The sequence below is a fragment of the Sphingomonas panaciterrae genome, from assembly GCF_036890205.1.
GTDB lineage: Bacteria > Pseudomonadota > Alphaproteobacteria > Sphingomonadales > Sphingomonadaceae > Sphingomonas > Sphingomonas panaciterrae.
On sequence record NZ_JAKNQR010000018.1, the window covers coordinates 1 to 20,553 of the forward strand.

Sequence of the window (20,553 nt, forward strand, 5' to 3'; positions counted from 1 at the left end):
ACAACACATACGTAAAGTGTGCATCGATTTTAGAACCGTACGTCCCGGCCAGGCCCAGCTTGTCCGGGGCCCCCATGAAGTACCACTTCATGGGGATACACCGCAGGCTTCATTGCCTGGTGACCATAGCGTCGGTGTCCCACCCGATCCCATCTCGAACTCGGCCGTGAAACCCGACTGCGCCAATGGTACTATCGCCTAAGCGATGGAAGAGTAGGGCGTCGCCAGGCATTGCAGCTTGCGTGTGTACGATTAAACGAACCCATTCATCTTGTCGTCCATCAAGGACACACCGTCGCCTCCGCTAATCACGGAGGCGTTCGTGTTTCCATAACGGACAAAACCAAGTGTCGCGGGGTGGAGCAGCCCGGTNTACACACACACGCTCGCCGCCCTTCGGGGCGGCGTTGTCGTTTGTAGGGCTTGGCCAAGGAACTGGAACGCAAGGCGGCTGGCCGACACAGCCGCTCGTGCTGACTGCGCTGGGGAGCGGCATCAGCTCGCTGTCGGCGCTATCTCGATTCGGTTGCGGCCGGCCGCCTTCGCCCGATACAGCGCTGCGTCCGCAGCCTTGATCAGATGCGCCTGATCGGGATGGCCATGATGCTCCGCCACCCCCATAGACGCGGTGATCGCCAGTGGATCGTCGCTCCCGGCATCGATCCGCGTCTTCTGCAATGCAGCCCGGATACGTTCCGCAATCTCGTGCGCCTGCCCGGCGTGCGTTTCGTTAAGCACGATCAGGAATTCCTCGCCGCCATAGCGGAAGACGAAGTCGCTTGGTCGCACATGATCCATGACGATCTGCGCCACCTGACGGAGCGCCAGATCACCGGTCTGGTGCCCGTGCCGATCGTTGATCCGTTTGAAATGGTCGACGTCGAGCAGGATGATGCACAGCCCGCTGTCGTTCGCCGTGGCGAATTCGATCTCCCGCCCGAGGATTGCCGGCAGGAACCGACGGTTCAGCGCGCGGGTGAGCGGGTCGCGCCCGCTTTCGAGCGCCGTCAGGCTTTGAAACAGCTCCATGACCAGCGCCGATACCCGGCTCACCGCGGCCTGCAGTTCGGACAGCGTCTCCATGCGCTGGTTCGGACCGCCAGTCGTTTCCAGTTCGGGCAGCAGCACGCGGTCGATCCGCTGCGTCTCCGCCAGCAGGTCCTGGTAGATCACCGATCGTTCGAACATGAAGCTCGCGCGGTGCCGCAGCCACAGCCCGAAGGGAGAATCCAGCAGCCGCGTTAGCCCGCGATCAGCCTCCCCATGCAACAGGCTGAACAGCGTCTTCTGGCTCCACTCCATCAGGCTTGCCTTCTGCGCCTCCTTCTCGGTGGAGACGTCCTGATCGATCGAGAACAGCCGGTATGCCTCATCGAGCCGAGCCCGAGCAGTTGTGTCCTTCACATAGGCCTGGCTCATCATCATGATTGCGACGTCGATCCGCTCATGCGCCAGCTGCAGCGCCGCCAGGCAGCGTTGCGGCTCCGCACGCGCGGAGAGAAGCTGCGCCAGCCGCGCTTTCAGTGTCGCCGCGCCCTGCATCACCAGATGGATGGGAATGTTGATCCGCGCGTGAACCTGCCCGATCACGCGCTGGCTTTCCTGCAGGCGTGGGCAATCGCGGATATCGGCCTCGTCGAACAGCGCCGTCAGCCAGTCGAGCAGTGAGGCGCTCAGCCGCCCGTGGACCACCGAATGGCTGAGGAACCGCTGCGCCTCTTCCTCCTGCAGCAGCGTGTCGTAGAAACGCGCCACCATATCGGCGCCATGCTCCGATGCGATCTGCCGCAGGATTGCGACGCTATCGCCCAGAGCCTCATTCGCTACCATTTCACCTAACACCTAACGATTGCACCATCGACGCGGGTGCCGACCAGACCTGCCTCCCCTGCCTTTGGTGTGCTCTGGTTAGCAAAAGGTCGACGGGTGCGCATCCGTCCGTTCCGGACGTGCGTCCGCCGGCCACTGTGGGACTTACGGGTATCGCCGTGGTCGGCTTCGGCCTCAAGATTCCGCACACGTCCGGCGGTTGCGCGCTTCTTGAGGATGAACGCCGATGTTCGATGGCCTTGATGCACTGCTCCTCGCCCGCATCCAGTTTGCCTTCACGGTCAGCTTCCATTTCATCTTTCCGGCCTTCTCGATCGGGCTGGCGAGCTATCTGGCCGTTCTTGAGGGCTTGTGGCTGCGCACCGGGCGCGCGGTCTATCTCGACCTGTTCCGCTTCTGGCTGAAGATTTTCGCCATCACCTTCGCCATGGGCGTCGTGTCGGGCATCGTCATGTCCTATCAGTTTGGGACCAATTGGGCGGTCTTCTCCGACAAGGCGGGGCCCGTGATCGGTCCGCTCATGGCCTATGAGGTGCTGACCGCTTTCTTCCTGGAGGCAGGATTCCTCGGCGTCATGCTGTTCGGGATGAAGAAGGTCGGGCGGTCGCTCCACTTCTTCGCCACGCTTATGGTCGCGGCGGGCACATTGATCTCCGCGATCTGGATCATCAGCGTCAACAGCTGGATGCAGACGCCGACCGGCTATGCGATGAATTCGGATGGCCAGTTCGTGCCGGGGCCGGACTGGATGGCGATCATCGTCAGCCCCAGTTTCCCCTATCGGCTGCTGCACACCGTTCTGGCCGCCTATCTGACCACGGCCTTCGCGGTCGGCGCGGTCGGCGCCTGGCAATTGCTTAAGCAGCGACGTGGCCATTCCGTCGCCTCGCACGAGGGCAGCGATCCCCGGGAACTGATCGCCGACGCACCGCGATCCGGCGAGGCGGCGCGGACCATGTTGTCGATGGCGATGTGGATGGCCGCGATCGTCGCCCCGCTGCAGATCATCGCCGGCGACATGCATGGGCTCAACACGCTCGATCATCAGCCGGTCAAGGTGATGGCGATGGAGGGGCACTATCAAAGCTACCCTGATGGCGCGCCGCTGATCCTGTTCGGCATCCCCAATTCACAGGAGCGGCGGGTCGACCACGCGGTGGAGATCCCCAAATTGTCGTCGCTGATCCTGAAGCATGATCTGAACGCCCCGCTCGCGGGGCTCAACACCGTGCCCCTCGCTGAACAGCCGCCGGTGGGGATGGTGTTCTGGGCCTTCCGCATCATGGTACTGACGGGACTGGCGATGCTCACGCTGGGCCTATGGAGCCTGTACGCGCGCGCCACGGGCAGACTGTACGATACTCCCATGCTGCATCGCGCTGCGGTGTTCATGGGGCCGTCGGGGTTCGTGGCGGTGATCGCCGGCTGGGTGACGACCGAGGTCGGACGCCAGCCCTACACGATCTACGGCCTGCTCACGACCGCGGACAGCGTGTCGCCGCTTGCGGCACCTGCCGTCGCCGCCTCGCTCGTCGCCTTCATCATCGTCTATTTCGCGGTGTTCGGCTTTGGCACCTGGTACATCCTTCGCCTGATGAACAAGGGCGTGCAGATCCACGAGCCCGAACCAACAGAGGGTTCGGGTCCGATCCGCACCGCCGGCATCACGCCTGGTCCCACGCAACTGGCGGGAGCCTGAGCCATGGGCGTCAACATCGACCTCACGATCGTATGGGCCTTCATCCTGGCCTTTGCGGTCTTCGCCTATGTGGTGATGGACGGGTTCGATCTGGGGATCGGCATCCTCTTCCCCGCCTTTGGCGTCGGGCCGGAGCGCGATCAGGCGATGAATGCGATCGCGCCGGTGTGGGACGGGAACGAGACGTGGCTGGTGCTCGGCGGCGGAGGGCTGCTGGCGGCCTTTCCGCTGGCCTATGGCGTGGTGATGACCGGGCTCTACCCGCCGATCATCGCCATGCTGCTCGGCCTGGTCTTTCGCGGCGTCGCCTTTGAGGCGCGCTGGCGTGATCCGGCACATCGCGCCGGCTGGGATTTCGCCTTCACCGCCGGCTCGTTCGTCGCTGCCTTTTCGCAAGGGGTGATATTGGGCGCGCTGCTCCAGGGGGTGACGGTTGCCGACCGCGCCTATGCCGGCGGGTGGCTAGATTGGGCGAGCCCGTTCAGCATGCTCACGGGGATCAGCGTGGTGTGCGGTTATGGCCTGCTCGGCGCCACCTGGCTGATCTGGAAGACGGAAGGGCCGACGCAGAATCACGCGTATCGCCTTGCCGCCCGCTTCTTCCAGGCGACCCTGGTTGCTATCGTGCTGGTCAGCTTCGCCACCCTCGGCCTCGACGCCGATTACCGCCAGAAATGGCTGGGCGAGCCGGCGATCTATCTCACGTCTCAGGTGCCGCTGCTCAGCGCGATCATCGCCTTCGCCTTTTACCGTTCGCTGCGCCGCCGGCGCGAGGCGCGACCGTTCTTCCTCGCGCTGGCCTTGTTCCTGGTGAGCTTTATTGGGCTGGGGATCAGCATGTGGCCCTATGTCGTGCCGGAGGCGCTGACGATCTGGGAGGCCGCGGCGCCCGAACGCAGCCAGATATTCATGCTGGTCGGCGCGCTGGTGCTGGTGCCGATCATCCTGGTCTACACGGCCTGGTCCTATTGGGTGTTCCGCGGGAAGGTTGGCATGGAGGGTTATCATTGATGGATACGGACGTGCCCTTGTGGCAGCGGGTCGGGTGGATGGCGTTCATCTGGGCGCTCAGCGTATCTGCCGTCGGGATCGTGGCAACGCTGATCCGGTTCTGGCTGAAGACGTGACGTTTCGCGGCCGCTGACCGCGGAACACCTCGTCCGCTTGTCGCCGTCCGCTGGGCTACTATAGCGGCCGGCCCGCCTGGCAGCGCTCCAGTTCGACCGGATCGTGCGCGCAGGCGATCGATACGTCACCGCGGCGCTCCAGCGATAGCGCGCGCAGCCGTTCCTGGTTGCCTAGTCGATGCTCCGCGCTGACCTCCATCAGCCGCTGGTAGGCGCGTAGCCCCGGGGTGCATCGCCGCCGCGCGGTGCGCATCTCCCCGCGATAGAAATAGGCGTCGCCCGCGTGCAGCAGCCAGCGCCCGTCATCGCGCTGCACCGCGACGCCGGCATGGCCCCAGGTGTGGCCGGGTAGCGGGATCATCAGGATCTCGGGCGGCAGCCCGGGCAGGTCGCGCACCGCATCGAACCCGAACCACGGCTCCCCGGCCGAGCTGTATCGGCGCCAGTTGCGCACATCGTTGAGCTGCGGCGTGCGCCAGCGGTTGCGCGCGACAAAGGCATCGTGCGCCGTCGTCGCATCGTCGAACTCGCGCTGCATCACGTGCACGGTCGCGGCGGGAAAGTCGTCCAGCCCGCCGGCATGGTCGAAATCGAGGTGCGTGACGATGATGTGCCGCACGTCGCTGGGGCGAAAACCCATCGCCTCGACCTGCCGGATCGCGGTATCTTCCTCGCGCAGCTTGATGTTCAGCATCGCCCGCCACGGCCGCGGGATGCGGATCCCCCCGTGTTCATGCGGATGGTGCACATCGTTCAGGCCATAGCCGGTATCCACCAGCACCAGGCCGTGAGCATCGGTTTCGATCAACAGGCAATGGCAGACGAGCGTGCCGTGAACGCCCAGGCTGCGCCCGTCGTACAGCGCGCCGCCCACCGGACAATCGGTGCCGCAATTCAGGTGATGGATCCGCATAAGGGTTTGCCCATGTGCAAGGGGAGGGCGCCGCGCCGCAACGCCCCCCGGTCACGCGCGGCGATCACCGCCGCGCGCGGTTCATGATTCACATGCTACCGGACTTTGCGGTCGCTTTCATCATGCGCTGCGCGTCGGTCAGGTGCTGGCGCACGACGGGCACGGCCTTGTTGGCGGAGGAACGCAGCGCCGGCTGGTCGCCGCCGGTGCCATAGCTGCGGTGCAGGTCAAGCGCGGCCTGGTGCGCGGGCACCTGCTGCGCCAGGTACAGGCGGTCGAAATCGCCCGGCGCCGCATTCTGCAATTCGGCCAGCGACGCGGTCACACCGGCATCGAGTGCCGGGGGTGGCGGGGTCATCCCGGCCTTGCGCGCGGCGGCCATGGTCGCTGCCGTGGTGGTCTGATGGTGATCGATCAGCATCTGGGCATAGCGTTTCACTTCTGGCCGCTGCGCCTTCTCCAGCGCGATCTTGCTTGAATTGATTTCGTAGAGGTCGCTCTTGCCCGCCGCCATCACATAGGGCGCGGCCTGGGTCTTCGCTTCGGGCGGGGGCGGCGGGGGCGGGGTTTGCGCCATTGCTGGCAACGCGGTTCCGGCCAGCGCCATCGCCATGGTAAGACCAAATGTCTTCATCATCATTCTCTCCTGTTGTGCGTCACGGGCGATGGGGATCGTGCGTGCCTGTCGCGACAAGGTTCGGCAGAAGGGCCGGCCAACGCTTCCTTGCGCAGGTGCTGCGAGCGGTCCGAGGCGTGAAGCGCGGGTGTCGTCGTTGGTCTAGCGATGCGCGCCTCACCGACTTGCGCTTCCGGACACCTATTTTGTCCCTCGCGCTGGGGCGGCGGCCCGCAATTGTTCCGTTGATCCTCCATTCCCCGGCAAGGAAGCCCCTGCCTGTTGCCTCCAACAAACGAGCGGGCGGATGGTCGCGTCAGTGCCAGGCGCTTTGCCAAACTTTCTGAGCAACTTGGATCAACTTGGCGGCTACTTCGACCGCCCCCGCTTATTCTTCATGGCGGCGCTCACGAGGTCCTTCGGGCCCGTGCAGACTCTATGCCACCTGGTCCCAGGCGGCTTTGCCCACCGCATCATAATGCCGCATCGCATCGATCATCGCCGCGCGCAGCCCGGTGTCGATCAGGGCGGAGGGCAGCATCGGATCACGATTGATCGCGCGGATCACCGATTGGCCAAGCAGCAATGTCTCGCGCGCCGCCCCGTCGGCGGTCATCGTCGGCAGCCGCGCGGCGCTGGCGTCCATCTCGCCGATCCAATGGCGATACCCCGCCTCGATCGCGTCGCGCGGCCACAGCGCCTTCCAGGCTGAGTCATCACTCGAACATGCGTCGCCGATGATCGTCGCCTCGCGGTCGAGCCCGATCGCATGAAGCTGCCGGGCAAGCTGCGGCATCGGATCGGCCAGATTGTGTGGCCGCACCCAGGCGCCCGACGGCGTCCGCGCCAGGCCATGGAGCGTCAGCGCCCGTTCGCGTTCGCGCAGCCGGCGACGGTCGCTGCGACCCAGATGGTCGACCAGCACGATCAGCCATCGCCCGTCCCAGTCCCGCACGCGCGTTTCCGCGCTCGCCCAGCCGCGTGCCCGTTCGTCCAGCGCCATGCCGCCAGGGCCGATCGCGTACAGCCCGCGTTCGACCTGCTGCACCGTGCCCTCGCGGCACAGACGGCCCAGCGCCACGCGCATCGCGCCGCCATCCAGCCCCATTACCTCGCCGCGCCGCACCAGCTCGGCGACCCGCATCGGGCGCCGCACCGCTGACAGGAACCCCAGTGCCAGCGATCGCGCCGACAAGGGCGCTCGCCAGTCTTGTAACGAAAATTGACTCGCGTCGTAATTATGCGTTACAAGTTGCCCGGTCATTCGGGGAGCCTACGCATGAAGCCCGCACCGATCACCGATTTTCTCAGCAAGGATGAACTGGCGGCGCTGATGCGACCGTCCAACCTGCGCGGCGCCTGGACGATCGCGGTCAATTGGGCGATCATCGCGTTCGCCTTTGCGCTGGCGATCGCCTGGCCCAATCCGCTGACGATCGTGCTTGCCGTCCTGCTGCTCGCCGGGCGCCAGCTCGGGCTGGGCATCATTGTTCATGATTGCGCGCACCATGCGCTGTTCGCCTCGCGCCGTGCGAACGAGATCGCGGGCCAGTGGCTGGCTGGCTATCCGATGAATACGTCGCTGGCGAAATACCGCAGCTACCATCTGAAGCATCATCGCTTCGCCGGCACGCCGCAGGATCCCGACATCGGCTTCGTCCGCGCCTATCCCGTCACCCGTGCCTCGCTGCGCCGCAAGTTCGTGCGCGACCTGACCGGGCGCACCGGCGTTCGGGATCTGGCGCGCGAGCTGAAGACGTTCCGGCTGGCGGAGCAATGGCCGTGGGTCGCGTTCCACCTCGCCCTGTTCACCGCGCTTGCGCTCGCCGGCGGCTGGTGGGCCTATGGCCTGTGGTGGGCGGCGCAATTGTTCGTCTATCCCGCGATCGTTCGCCTCCGCCAGATTGGCGAGCATGGCGTGGCGGAGGAGCGCAGCGATCTCGATCCGCGGCGCAACACCTCCACGACCGTCGCGCGCTGGTGGGAGAAGCTGTTCGTTGCCCCCAACGACGTTCACTTCCATCTCGAACACCATCTCGCGGCGGGTGTGCCGCCCTATCGGCTGCGCGCGATGCACCGGCTGCTGGTGGCGCGCGGCTATTACGACGGTTTCCAGTGCATCTCGCGCGGCTATGCCGACGTGATCCGCCGCGCGGTGCAGCCGCTCCCTGCGCACTGACCGCGCTTCACCCGGCCGGCACTGCCCCGGCCGGCTGATCGTCGATCGGCACCGCCCGGCCGGACAGCGCCGCGTCGAGCTGCTCGCGATCCAGCCGCCCCTCCCAGCGCGCGACCACGATCGTCGCCACGGCATTGCCGATGAAGTTCGTCAGGCTGCGGCATTCCGACATGAACCGGTCGACACCCAGGATCAGCGCCATGCCCGCGATCGGCACGTCGGGCACGATCGACAGTGTCGCGGCCAGCGTGATGAAGCCGGCACCCGTCACCCCCGCCGCGCCCTTCGACGACAGCATCGCCACGCCCAGCAACAGCAATTGCTGCCCCAGCGTCAGCTCGACGTTGCACGCCTGCGCGATGAACAGCGCGGCGAGCGTCATGTAGATGTTGGTGCCGTCCAGGTTGAACGAATAGCCGGTCGGCACGACCAGGCCGACGACTGTCTTGGGGCAGCCCGCCCGCTCCATCTTCTCGATCAGCGAGGGCAGTGCGCTTTCCGACGATGACGTGCCCAGCACCAACAGCAATTCGGCCTTCAGATAGGCGATCAAGCGAAAGATCGAAAAACCGCACAGCCGCGCCACCGCGCCCAGCACCACAATGACGAACAATAGCGACGTCAGGTAGAAGGTGCCGACCAGCGCGGCGAGATTGGCCAGCGTTCCCACGCCATAGCGCCCGATCGTGAACGCCATCGCGCCGAATGCGCCCACCGGCGCCGCCTTCATCAGGATCGCGACGATCTTGAACACCGCAAGCGACACGTCGTTCAGCGCGACGAGCAGCCGGTTGCCGCGCTCGCCGATCATCGCCAGCCCGATGCCGAACAGGATCGCCACGAACAAGGTCTGCAGGATGTTGCCGTCGGTCAGCGCCGAGAGGAACGTGTCGGGGATGATGCTCATCAGGAACCCGGTCAGCGTCGTCTCGTGCGCCTGTTCCGAATAGGTCGCGACCCGCGAGGGGTCGAGCGTCGCGGGATCGATGTTGAGCCCCGCGCCCGGGCGCACGACATTGGCGACGATCAACCCGACGATCAGCGCCAGCGTGGAAAAGAACAGGAAATAGGCGAATGCCTTGCCCGCGACGCGCCCGACCGCGCTCAGGTCGCGCATCCCCGCGATTCCGGTGACGATGGTCAGGAAGATCACCGGCACGATGATCATCTTCACCAGCTTGATGAAGCCATCGCCGATCGGCTTCATCGCCTCGCCCGTGCCGGGTGCGAAATGGCCCAGCAGCACGCCGGCGGTAATCGCGATCAGCACCTGGACGTAAAGGTGCGAATACCAGCGCGGTTTGCGGGGCAGCGAAACCGCTTCCAATGTAATCAAGCCGATCATCCTCTCAGCATCGCCGGGCTACGGCCCAACGGGGGCCGCGCCGACAATGATAGAGGACGTTGGCGGCTTTGCGCACGATCAGAAATCGCGTCGGCTGCAATTCGCCGTGCAAAAGAACGGGTGTGGCCCCCGGAATGACAAGGGAAGCGGCGGGCTTCAGCCCCGCACCGGCGCCTGGCTCAGGCGGTCGGCCACATCATCAGGCTGGTCTCGACCACGCGTTCCAGCTCCGCACGGCTCGCGCCCGATCCGGCCTGCACCGCCATGCCCTGCAGGATCGCGTAGAGGTACGACGTCAGCGCCTCGGGATCGACATGGTCGGGCAGGTCGCCGTCGCGCTTGGCCTGGCGAAACCGCTCGACCAGCGCGGCCTGCGACGAGGCGCGCCGCTGGATCACGTCGGCCTTGATCGATTCCGCCTCCGCGCCGCACGCCGTTGCGCTGATCACCCCCAGGCACCCCTTGGGATCGCACTTGCTGGTCTGCGCGTCGATCGCACCGCGCATGAAATGCTCGGCCACCGCGCGCGCGGTCGGCTGCTCCAGCGCCTCGCGGGTATAGGCCAGCTTCTCCGCCTCGTAGAGGTCCAGCGCCTTGTGAAACAGCGCTTCCTTGTTGCCGAATGCGGCGTACAGGCTGGGCTTTGTGATTCCCATCGCCTCGGTGAGGTCGGCCATCGACGCGCCCTCATAGCCCTTGGCCCAGAACACGCCGAGCGCCTTGCTCAGCGCCTCGTCGACGCAGAACTCGCGCGGGCGTCCCTTCGCGGCGGCCGGTGCGGTGATCGATTCCATAACGCTTAGTATATAAGGATTTGGCGCGATCTCTCAAGCGCCCGGGCGGCGCGCACCCTTCCCGCCTCATCACCCTGGCACAAGTGGCAGGTCCGCCGCACCCTTTCCGATCGTACAAGAACATGCCGGTTCTGCGACCGGCGAAGAACGAGAACGGCGTGACACGCGCCGCACGTCTTTATGGGAGGAAAATGTGATGTTGCGTTCTACCGCGTCCATCCTTGCGCTGGCGATATCGACCGTCTCGGTCAGCGCGGCGGCGCAGGAAGCCGCTTCGGCCAGCGCCAATCCGGCAAATGATCCCGCCGCACCGGTGCCCGCCACCAGCACGGCCGACGCCACGCGCAGCCCACAGGCGGACGACGGCGAGATCATCGTCACCGCGCAGAAGCGCGAACAGCGGCTGCAGGACGTGCCGGTCGTGGTGTCGGTGCTTAACCAGCAGCAGCTCGAAAATGCCGGCGTGCGCGACGTCAAGGATCTCCAGACGATCACCCCGGGCCTGAACGTCACCTCCTCCACCTCGCCCGCGCAAACCTCGATCCGTATCCGCGGCGTCGGCACGGTGGGCGACAATCCCGGCCTTGAAAGCTCGGTCGGCACGATCGTCGACGGCGTCTATCGCGCACGCAGCGGCGTCGCCTTCGGCGACCTGGGCGAACTTGAGCGGGTGGAGGTGCTGAAGGGCCCGCAATCGACCCTGTTCGGCAAGAACATGTCGGCCGGCGTCATCAACGTGATTTCCGCCTCGCCCAGCTTCAATCCATCGGCCGAATTCGTCGGCAGCTACGGCAATTACAACGCCTGGACCGTGTCCGGCGCGGCGACCGGCGGGCTGATCGGCGATACCGTCGCGGGCCGCATCTTCGCGTTGAAGCGCGAACGCGACGGCTTCTGGAAGGTGCGCACCGGCGCCGGCCCGCGCACCAGCACGCGCGCCGACAATGAAAACAACTGGACGGTACGTGCCCAGCTGCTCATCCGCCCGACCGACCGGGTCGACATCCGGCTGATCGGCGACTGGTCCGAACGCGACGAGGATTGCTGCGTCAACGCGCCCAGCATCGCCGGGCCGACCGCCGCCTTCGTCGATGCGCTCGCGCCGGACGCCGGTACGCTGCGCAACGGCAAGCCGTTCGACCGCATCACCTACGCCAACCGCCCAACCGATTTCCGCATCCGCGACCGCGGCGTCTCGGGCCAGCTCGACTGGGAATTGAGCGACACGCTCAGCCTCACCTCGATCACCGCCTATCGCTATTACAAGTCGAACAGCGGCGTCGACATCGACTATTCCTCCGCCGACATCTGGTATCGGGGCTCGGACGGCAATTCGAACCAGTTCAAGGTGTTCTCGCAGGAGGCGCGGCTCGCCTATAACAGCGAGAGGATCAACTCGATCCTCGGCGTCTTCTACGCCGACGAGCGGTTGGAAGCGCGCCAGAACACCTTCTTCGGCAGCGATTACGAACGCTATTTCGGCCTGCTGCTGTCCGGGGGCACCAATCCCAATGCGGTCTCGGCGCTCACCGGTATCGCCGCGGGCAGCAATTTCGTGCCCAACACCGGCCAGCGCGATTTCCACCGCCACCGCGCCTCGTCCTTCGCGGTCTTCACCGACAATACCTTCACGATCGCCGATGGTCTCGATCTGACGCTGGGCATCCGCTACACTGACGAGGTCAAGCGCACGACCTCGCACTACACCAACACCTCGCCCGCCAACGCCTGCGCCGCCGCCCTCGCGCGCCGGCTCCCGGCGGCGGCGATCACCGCGCTCTGCTCGCCCACCTCGGATGTCGCGTTCAACGATGTGACGACGCAGCAGCGCCGCCCGGAAAACCGCTGGGCCGGCTCGGCCAAGCTGCAATATCGCTTCTCGCCCAGCGTCATGGCCTATGGCTCCTACGCCAACGGCTTCAAATCGGGCGGCTTCAACCTCGATCGCGCCCGCACCGCGATCGGCGTCATCAATCCCGACACGTCCTTTGCCACCGAAAAGGTCGAAAGCTACGAAATCGGCACCAAGACGAGCTGGCTCGGCCAGCGGCTGCTCGCCAACATCGCTGCTTTCTACCAGACGTACACGGACTTCCAGCTCAACACCTACACCGGGGTCAGCTTCGTCGTGACCTCGATCCCAAAGGTGACGTCAAAGGGCGTCGACCTCGACCTACTGTACAACACCGGCATTCAGGGCCTGACGCTGAACGCCGGCGCGACCTATGCCGATACGAAGTTCGGCGATTTCCCTCCGCCGCTGCCGAACCTGACGCGCCTGTCGGGCAACCAGCTTCCCTATGCGGCGAAGTGGAACGTCACCGGCGGCTTCACGTCGAAACAGCCGATGACCTCGGATCTCAACTTCCTGTCGTCCGCGTCGCTCAAATGGACGTCGAGCTACAATACAGGCTCCAACCTCGATCCGTTGAAGGTGCAGCAGCCGTTCGCCTTGCTCAACGCCCGTGTCGGGATCGAACCCACCAACGAGGCCTGGTCGCTTGAGGTCTGGGCGCAGAACCTCACCAACTCCAACTATTATCAGGTGATCGTCGATCAGCCGCTGCAAAGCGGCACTTATGGCGCGTTCATCGGCCAGCCGCGCCTTTACGGCGTGACCGGCCGGGTCCGTTTCTGATCGCGACAGCAGCCGGTTCGCGCGGGGGCGATGCTTTTGGCCTTGCCCCCGCGGCTCCGATCCAACACTCATTCTAAAACAGCCGGCTTACCGGCGAGGCGAGAGGATGAGCATATGGATAAGCGCGCTGCCGCCGCGCCGGTCGTCGGAAACTGGCCGGCAGTCTCCCTTGAGGAAACCTACCGCACGCTGACCGCCCCCGGCGCCCCGTTCGAAATGCGTGAGGAGGTCATCCGCGGCGTGCCGCTGCGCACCTATGCCAACGCGCTCAACGACCTGCGGCAGGTGTTCGATCTCGGTCGCGGCTGGGGCGACCGTGAATTCATCATCTATGAGGGCGAACGGCAAAGCTATGGCGCGCATTTCCGCGCCGCCGGGCAACTCGGGCGCGTGCTCCACGATCGCTTCGGGGTGCGCAAGGGCGACCGGCTGGTCATCGCGATGCGCAACCTTCCCGAATGGTCGCTCGCCTTCTGGGCCGGCGTCTCGATCGGCGCCGTCGTCACGCCGCTCAACGCCTGGGGGCTGGGGGACGAGCTCGCCTATGGCATCACCGATTCGGGTGCGCGCGTCGCGATCGTCGATGCCGACCGGCTCGAACGCCTCGCGCCTTTCGTGGCCGATCTCGCGCTCGACGGGCTCATCTCGGTGCGCAGCGATACCGATCACGGCACCGGCGCGATCCCGCTCGACCATCTGATCGGCCCGCGCGATCGTTACGCCGACCTCCCCGACGATCCCATGCCCGATCCCGGCCTCCACACCGACGATCCCGCCACCATCCTCTATACCAGCGGCACCACCGGGCGGCCCAAGGGCGCGCTCGGCACCCACCGCAACGTCCTCACCAACGTCATCTCGATCGCCTTCAACAACGCCCGCGCCACCATCCGCCGCGGCGATCCTTTGCCGGCGCCTGATCCTGACGCGCCGCAGCGGGTGAACCTGCTCCCGGTCCCGCTCTTCCACGTCACCGGCACCAATTCGATGCTGATCCCCACCGTCATGGCGGGCGCGAAGCTGGTGCTGATGCACAAATGGCACCCCGAACGCTTCCTGGAACTGGTCGAGGCGGAGCGGGTGAACTCCACCACCGGCGTTCCCGCCATGGTGTGGCAAGTGCTCGAATCCCCCGATTTCGCCCGCCGTGATCTCTCCAGCCTCGACAGCTACGGCTATGGCGGCGCCGCGATCGCCCCCGAACTGACGCTGAAATTCGCTGAGCTGTTTCCATGGTTCAAGCCCGGCCAGGGCTATGGCGCGACTGAAACGTCATCGGTGTCGATCGGCAACAGCGCGGAGGATTACCTGCGCCGCCCCGACAGCGTCGGCCTCGCCGTTCCGGTCTGCGACGTGAAGGTGGTGGGTACCGACGGGCAGGAGCTGCCGCGCGGGGAGGCCGGCGAATTGTGGATCCGCGGCCCCAATGTGGTCGTCGGCTATTGGAACAAGCCGGAGGCAACCGCCGAAACCTTCACCGACGGCTGGTACCACACCGGCGACATTTGTCGCATCGACGAGGAAGGCTTCGTCTATCTCCTCGACCGGGCCAAGGACATGCTGATCCGCGGCGGCGAGAACGTCTATTGCGTGGAGATCGAGGATGTCATGGTAGCGCACCCGCAGGTCATGGATGCCGCCGTCGTCGGCCTGCCGCACCGCATCCTGGGTGAGGAAGTCGGCGCGCTGGTGCAGCTTCGCCCCGGCGCCGACGTGACCGAGGAGGAGCTGATCGCTTATGCCGCGCGCCTCCTCGCGCCCTTCAAGGTGCCCGTGCGCATCGACGTCCGCCGCGAGGAGTTCCCGCGCAACGCCAGCGGCAAGACGCTGAAGCCCGTCTTGCGCGCAGAGCTCGTGGCACGGCATCAGGCGGAACCTGCGGGCCGCTCCGGCGCTTCCTGACCGAAAGGGCAGGGGCCACCTGCCAGGATGCGGCCGGCTGCCGGCACCGATCGATACAGGAGATGGAACATGGCCGAACGGCGACACGGACGGACGCTTCTGCTGGGCGTCGGCGCGGCAGCGATCGGCGCGGCATTGTACCTCACTCGCGGCGCGCCCCGCGACAGGAACGCCATCGCCTATCCGCCGCTCGACGTGCCCAAGCCGCTGGGTGAGGGGCTGTGGATCGTCGACAGTGGCCCGATCAACGCGATGGGAATGCAATTGCCGATCCGCATGACGGTGCTTCGCCTCGCTGACGGCGGCCTCGTCCTTCATTCGCCCACGCAATATACACCCGCGCTGGCCCGCGCGCTGCGCGACCTCGGCCCGATCCGTCATCTCGTCGCGCCCAGCATGGCGCACTGGATCTTCCTTGCCGAATGGCAGGCCGCTTACCCGGACGCGACCACCTGGGCCGTGCCGGTGCTGCGCGATCGTCCGGCGGTACGCCGTGCGAAGGTGCGGATCGACGCCGATCTCGCCGACACCACCCCCTCGGCATGGGCGGCGGACATCGAACAAGGGCTGGTCACCGGCGACGGCGGCTTTCAGGAGGCATGGTTCTTCCACAAGCCCAGCCGCACGCTGGTGCTGACCGACCTCATCGAGAATCTCGATCCGCAGAAACTCGGCCCCGTCACCGCCCCGCTGATGCGCGCGGTGAAGGCGACCAGCGGCACCAGCGCGCTCCACGCCCGCGCCGCCCTGCGCGGCCATGCCGGCGAGGTGCGGGCGCAGGTCGACCGGATGATCGCGCTCGCGCCCGAGGCCGTGGTGTTCGCGCACGGCGACATCTTCCGCGGGCGCGGCACCGAACAGCTGCGTCAGGGTTTCGCCTGGCTCAAGGCCCCCGCCTGACGCCAGCGACTAAAGCAGGATCAGCGCCCCGCCCAGCGACAGCGCCAGCGCGACCAGCGAGGCAAGGATGATCACCAGCAGCGGCTTGAAACCGGTTTCGAGCAGCGAGCTCATCGGTGCGCGGATGCCCGTCGCGGCGACCGCGCACGCAAGGCACGCGGTGGCCACATCCTGCGCCCCGTTGCTGACCATCGTCGGGATCACGCCCAGCGAGTTGATCCCGGCGAACACGAAGAAACCGATCACGAACCACGGCAGGGGGATGCCGGTCTTCTTGCCGTCCTCGGACCGGAAGAACGCGGCCACCAGCGCCAGCACCGGGGCGAGCAGCGCGACCCGCGTCAGCTTGACGATCGCCGCCACCTGGCCCGCCTCGTCGGAGAAGCTGTAGCCGGCGCCGATCGCCTGCGCGACGTCATGGATCGACGCGCCCAGCATGAACCCCGCCTGCCGGTCGTTCAGCCCCAATTGGTGCGCCAGTATCGGATACAGGAACATCGCGGCGGCGCTGGCGGCGGAAATGCCCACCAGCACCAGCGCCAGCTGCGCCTGGTTCGCGCGCCGCTCGCCCAGCGTCGTCGCCAGCGCCATCGCGGCGGACGCGCCGCAGATCGCCACCGCGCCGCCCGCCAGCGTGCCGAATGCGCTGCCGAGGCCCGCCGCGCGCGCAGACGCGATCCCCGCGCCCAGCGTCGCCAGCAGGATCACCAGCACCGCCAGCAGCGTCAGCGGCCCAAGGTCGATGATCTGCCCCACGGTGATGCGGGCGCCGGCCAGCACGATGCCCAGCCGCAGCAGCGTCTTGGACGCGAACCCCAGCCCCGGTCCCATGCGTGGATCAGCACCGATGAAGTTGAGCGCCAGCCCGATCAGCAGCGCCATCAGCGTCAGCGGCGCGCCATAATGGTCGGCGACGAACCCCGCCGCCATCGTCGCCAGCACCGCGACCGTCAGGCCCGGCAGCAGGTCGCGCCAGCTGCTCTTGGGCGATGGCTCCAGGTCGTTGTACAGGTCCGCTGCCAGCGGCAATGATGCATGGCGCGTCACGCCCGCGCCTCCTTGGTCGCGCGGATCATGTTAGAGCGTGGCAAGTCCGGCGAACAGCGCGGCATGCGCACTGTCGGTACGATAGAATACTGGCGGCTGTCCGATCGGCGCCGCCACTTCCACCGTGTCGCCGCCGGCGAAGGTCTCGCCCGACCAGACGTGGCGCCATTCCGCCCCGGCCGGCAGATAGGCGCTCCACCGCGCCGCACCCGCCTCAATCACCGGCGCGACGATCAGGTCGCGGCCATAAGCGAATTGCGTCTCTACGCCCCAGCAGCCGGCATCATCCTCATAATCGAGGAACAGCGGCCGTTGCAGCGGCAGGCCAGTCGCTGCCGCCTCGCGGCACAGTTCCGCGACATAAGGTACCAGCGCGGCATGAACCTTCGTCATGGCGACGAAATGAGCCAGCACCTCGGCGTCGCCATCCAGCTGAAGGTTTGTGTCGGGCCGATTGCCCTCATGGCTGCGCATGATCGGCGAGAATGCCGACAACTCGCTCCACCGCATCAGCAGCTCGGCGGTGCGGACATTGTCGTACAGGCTGGTGTATCCGCCCAGATCGCTGTGGTGATAGGCATTGCCAACCAGGCCGGAGGACAGCGCCCCCCGGATCACCGTGCCGATCCCGTCATGCCGCGTGAAATCGACGCTCTGGTCGCCCGCCCACAGCAGCGGGCAATATGCGCCCACGCCGCTGAACCCGGCGCGCATGAAGAACAGCGCATCGCCCGTCTTCCCGCGCGAGGCGATCGCGCGCGCATTCACCTCGGCCCAGATCGTCGGCCAGGCATTGTGCGCCAGCATCCCGTCGGTGCCGTCGAACAGGCGAACGTCGGTGGGGAGGTACTCGCCGAAATCGGCCATCCAGCCCGACAGCCCGAAATCCAGCATCTCGCGCCCGATCACGCGATCGGCGAACCAGTCGGCGGCGGCGGGATTGGTGAAATCGACGATCCCGCAATCAAATTCGCCGAAATCGACCAGATACGGCTCATCGGCGTCGAGCTTCAGCGCGAGATACCCCGCCTCCGCCGCCTCGACATACAGCGATCCGTCGACCGCCAGATACGGGTTCACATAGCCAAGAAAGCGAATGCCGCGTTCGTTCAGCTCGGCGATCTTCTGGCGCAGATGCGGATAGCGCGCCTCGTTCGCCTTCCAGTCCCAGAACAGCCGCTTGCCGAAACTGGTGACGCGAAGCCCGACCCAATCCTCGCACCACAAGCCAGTGACCACCGCGCCCGCCGCGATGATCTTCTCCATCCGGTCGAAGCTGTTGGCGCCGTCCTTCAGCCCCAGGATCGCGCCCGAATAGGCCCATTCGGGCAGCAGCGGCTGGCGCCCGAACCGCGTCGAAAGCTGCGTCACCAGATCGGCAAAGCGCGTCGCGGCGAACAGCTCGATCCGCGCCGGCACCTCCCACACCTCGACCGCGGGCGCAGCAGCATCGCGGAAGTCGAAGCAGCTATAGGCCGTCGTATCGACGTGCAGCGCATAGCGCCGCGACGACAGATATGTCGGCTGCGGATAGTTGGTGTTCCAATAGTCGCCGCCCGAACGATGGTCGCGATCGCACTGGAACGTCAGCAGCGTCGACTTGTCGCGCCCGACGCCGGGCTCCGACGTCCACATCGGGAAGCGCCGCCCCGCCATGTCGACATAGGACATCTGCTCGCCGCCGCCCCACAGCCGCTCGCCCGCCGCACCGACCATGTTGAGCCACAGGCGGTTGAGCGCCGGGTCGAGCGCTTCCAGATGCAGCGCATCGTCACGCAACGTCAGCGTCAGCAGCGCGCGCCCACCGGCGGACAGCGTGACGGTGTCGCCAGCGACGCTCGCCTCGCGCAGCGCGACCCGCTCGTCGACCCGGTCCTCCAGGAAGTAATTGCCGCGGTACATGTCGACCAGCGGCCGCCCCGCACCGACGAACAGCGCAGGCGCGTCGGCGCGGTGGCGAATGACCAGCGCCTCGCCCGCGAAGATATCGAAACCGCTCTCCGCGGGGCGAAGCGTCACCGTCATTCAAAAGCCTCCGGGAAGGTTGTTACAGCGTCAGCGGGCCGTGCTGCAGCTTGGGAAGCACATGGCGTGCGAACAAATCGGCCTCCGCGGCATGCGGATAGCCCGACAGGATGAACGCCTCGATCCCCATGTCCTGGTACATCTTCAGCTTGGCGAGCACCTGGTCGGGATCACCGACGATCGCCGCGCCGCAGCCCGAGCGCGCCCGGCCGACGCCGGTCCACAGGTTGTCCTCGGCATAGCCGTCGTTGCTGGCATTCTCGCGCAGCGCGGCCTGTGCCGCGACGCCGGTCGACTGGGTGTCTAGCGACTTGTTGCGGATCGCCTCGCCCTGCGCCGCATCCAGCTTGGACAGCAGGCGATCGGCGGCGGCACGCGCCTCGCTCTCGGTCTCGCGCACAATGACATGCGCGCGATACCCGAACTTCAGCGTGCGGCCGTGCTTGGCGGCGCGCGCGGTCATGTCGTCGATGATCGACTGCACCGCTTCCCGCTTGTCGGGCCACATCAGATACACGTCGGCGCCCTGCGCCGCGGTCTCGCGAGCGTCCGGCGACAGGCCGCCGAAATACAGCGGCGGGCACTTGCCCGACACGGTGGTGACGGCCGGCGGGTCCAGCTTCAGCTTCCAGAACTCGCCCTGGTGGTCCAGCGGCGCGCCGTTCAGCATGGTCTTCAGGATCTGCATCGCCTCCAGCGTGCGGGCATAGCGCGGCGCCGACGCGAGCGTTTCGCCCGGCAGGTCGGAGGAGATGATGTTGACCGTCAGCCGCCCGCCCAGGATGCGGTCGATCGTCGCGATCTGGCGCGCCAGCTGCGGCGGCCAGCTTTCGCCGATGCGCACCGCCATCAGCAGCCGGATACGCTTCACCATCGTCGCGATCGCCGCGGCAAAGGCGGTCGTGTCGATGCCCAGCGCATAGCCCGACGGCAGCAGAATATTGTCGAACCCGCCGCTCTCGGCCTGAAGCACGATGTCGCGGCAATGCTCCCAGCTCGACTTCAGCTTGGGATCGGGAACGCCGAGAAACTCGTAATCGTCATCGCACAGCGCCGAAAACCAGCTGACTTCGCACTGTTTATTGGTCGAACCGGTCACGGCAAACGCTCTCCCATGCTGGCTTGAAGGACGGCGTACCATTCCTCGCGCGTCCATTGTGGTTTGTAGGCGTCGGGGATCGTCGCGATCCGCGACACATTCTGCGTGCCGACGATCGGGATCGGGCGCGCTGGGTGCGCCATGATCCAGCTATAGGCGGCGGCGGCGCGATCGACGCCCGCTTCATGCGCCTTCACATCGAGCAATGCGGCGACGGCGCGCGCGCGCTCGTCCGTCGGATCGGCCAGGCGACCGCCGCCCAACGGCGACCAGGCCAGCACCGCCATGCCACGCTGCATTGCCTGGTCGAACAGGCCGTCGAACAGCGGCTTGATCGCCAATGCCGAGAATTCCGGCTGATGGCTGACGACCGGCACGGTCAGATATTCGGCCAGCGCCGCGGTCTGGCTTGGCGTATGGTTCGACACGCCGATCGCGC

Annotated in this window: 17 protein-coding genes and 1 rRNA gene; 8 read left to right on the plus strand and 10 right to left on the minus strand. The window is 66.3% G+C overall.

Features of this window, described 5'->3' with window-relative positions; translation table 11 throughout:
• The first annotated feature begins 115 nt into the window (after positions 1-115).
• Positions 116-230 (plus strand): 5S ribosomal RNA (gene rrf, locus L8F96_RS17805).
• A 265-nt stretch (positions 231-495) separates the two neighbouring features.
• On the opposite strand, the gene L8F96_RS17810 is transcribed toward rrf, so the two are convergent.
• Positions 496-1,830, minus strand: coding sequence for a GGDEF domain-containing protein (locus tag L8F96_RS17810; protein ID WP_334656904.1), 1,335 nt, complete (start codon positions 1,828-1,830; stop codon positions 496-498).
• Positions 1,831-2,056: 226 nt separating this feature from the next.
• Here L8F96_RS17810 and L8F96_RS17815 point away from each other — a divergent pair, with 226 nt between their 5' ends.
• From L8F96_RS17815 to L8F96_RS17825, 3 genes are read left to right on the plus strand one after another with little or no spacing between them, the layout of a single operon-like run.
• A complete protein-coding gene (locus L8F96_RS17815) occupies positions 2,057-3,529 on the plus strand; it encodes a cytochrome ubiquinol oxidase subunit I (RefSeq protein WP_046408178.1) in 1,473 nt (490 codons plus the stop codon).
• Positions 3,530-3,532: 3 nt separating this feature from the next.
• Complete coding sequence (gene cydB, locus L8F96_RS17820; protein WP_334656905.1) at positions 3,533-4,540, plus strand: cytochrome d ubiquinol oxidase subunit II; 1,008 nt, start codon at positions 3,533-3,535, stop codon at positions 4,538-4,540.
• Positions 4,540-4,656, plus strand: a complete 117-nt coding sequence (locus L8F96_RS17825; RefSeq protein WP_334656906.1) for a DUF2474 domain-containing protein — start codon at positions 4,540-4,542, stop codon at positions 4,654-4,656. Before cydB ends, L8F96_RS17825 begins: the two co-directional genes overlap by 1 nt.
• A gap of 58 nt (positions 4,657-4,714) precedes the next feature.
• On the opposite strand, the gene L8F96_RS17830 is transcribed toward L8F96_RS17825, so the two are convergent.
• The 3 genes from L8F96_RS17830 to L8F96_RS17840 form a co-directional block, all read right to left on the minus strand.
• Positions 4,715-5,569, minus strand: coding sequence for an MBL fold metallo-hydrolase (locus L8F96_RS17830; protein ID WP_334656907.1), 855 nt, complete (start codon positions 5,567-5,569; stop codon positions 4,715-4,717).
• An 88-nt stretch (positions 5,570-5,657) separates the two neighbouring features.
• Positions 5,658-6,206: a DUF4142 domain-containing protein gene (locus L8F96_RS17835; RefSeq protein WP_231621873.1), complete on the minus strand. Its 549-nt coding sequence runs from the start codon at positions 6,204-6,206 to the stop codon at positions 5,658-5,660.
• Positions 6,207-6,621: 415 nt separating this feature from the next.
• Entirely contained in the window at positions 6,622-7,380 is a 759-nt protein-coding gene (locus L8F96_RS17840) for a hypothetical protein (protein ID WP_136450342.1), read from the minus strand.
• Between the two features lie 84 nt (positions 7,381-7,464).
• On the opposite strand from L8F96_RS17840, the gene L8F96_RS17845 reads away from it, so the two are divergent.
• Entirely contained in the window at positions 7,465-8,364 is a 900-nt protein-coding gene (locus L8F96_RS17845; RefSeq protein WP_046408185.1) for a fatty acid desaturase family protein, read from the plus strand.
• A 7-nt stretch (positions 8,365-8,371) separates the two neighbouring features.
• On the opposite strand, the gene L8F96_RS17850 is transcribed toward L8F96_RS17845, so the two are convergent.
• Positions 8,372-9,709, minus strand: coding sequence for a dicarboxylate/amino acid:cation symporter (locus L8F96_RS17850; protein WP_296220180.1), 1,338 nt, complete (start codon positions 9,707-9,709; stop codon positions 8,372-8,374).
• Positions 9,710-9,888: 179 nt separating this feature from the next.
• Positions 9,889-10,503, minus strand: a complete 615-nt coding sequence (locus L8F96_RS17855; protein ID WP_046408189.1) for a TetR/AcrR family transcriptional regulator — start codon at positions 10,501-10,503, stop codon at positions 9,889-9,891.
• Positions 10,504-10,699: 196 nt separating this feature from the next.
• Here L8F96_RS17855 and L8F96_RS17860 point away from each other — a divergent pair, with 196 nt between their 5' ends.
• The 3 genes from L8F96_RS17860 to L8F96_RS17870 all read left to right on the plus strand — a co-directional run bounded on the left by L8F96_RS17860 (position 10,700) and on the right by L8F96_RS17870 (position 15,943).
• Positions 10,700-13,141 carry a TonB-dependent receptor gene (locus L8F96_RS17860; protein ID WP_334656908.1) on the plus strand — a complete coding sequence of 814 codons (2,442 nt, stop codon included), beginning with the start codon at positions 10,700-10,702 and terminating at the stop codon, positions 13,139-13,141.
• A 114-nt stretch (positions 13,142-13,255) separates the two neighbouring features.
• On the plus strand, positions 13,256-15,043 hold the full coding sequence (locus L8F96_RS17865; protein WP_334656909.1) for a class I adenylate-forming enzyme family protein: 1,788 nt from the start codon (positions 13,256-13,258) through the stop codon (positions 15,041-15,043).
• A 69-nt stretch (positions 15,044-15,112) separates the two neighbouring features.
• Entirely contained in the window at positions 15,113-15,943 is an 831-nt protein-coding gene (locus tag L8F96_RS17870; RefSeq protein ID WP_334656910.1) for a DUF4336 domain-containing protein, read from the plus strand.
• Positions 15,944-15,952: 9 nt separating this feature from the next.
• Here the strand turns inward: L8F96_RS17870 and L8F96_RS17875 are convergent, their stop codons facing one another.
• The 4 genes from L8F96_RS17875 to L8F96_RS17890 all read right to left on the minus strand — a co-directional run.
• Entirely contained in the window at positions 15,953-16,990 is a 1,038-nt protein-coding gene (locus L8F96_RS17875) for a YeiH family protein (protein ID WP_334656911.1), read from the minus strand.
• Positions 16,991-17,020: 30 nt separating this feature from the next.
• Positions 17,021-19,015 (minus strand): alpha-glucosidase, encoded by a 1,995-nt coding sequence (locus L8F96_RS17880; RefSeq protein ID WP_334656912.1) that lies wholly within the window; start codon positions 19,013-19,015, stop codon positions 17,021-17,023.
• A 22-nt stretch (positions 19,016-19,037) separates the two neighbouring features.
• On the minus strand, positions 19,038-20,114 hold the full coding sequence (locus L8F96_RS17885) for an LLM class flavin-dependent oxidoreductase (protein ID WP_334656913.1): 1,077 nt from the start codon (positions 20,112-20,114) through the stop codon (positions 19,038-19,040).
• Positions 20,111-20,553: aldo/keto reductase (locus tag L8F96_RS17890; RefSeq protein WP_334656914.1), on the minus strand; the 443-nt coding region annotated here is incomplete at its 5' end. The genes L8F96_RS17885 and L8F96_RS17890, both read right to left, overlap by 4 nt.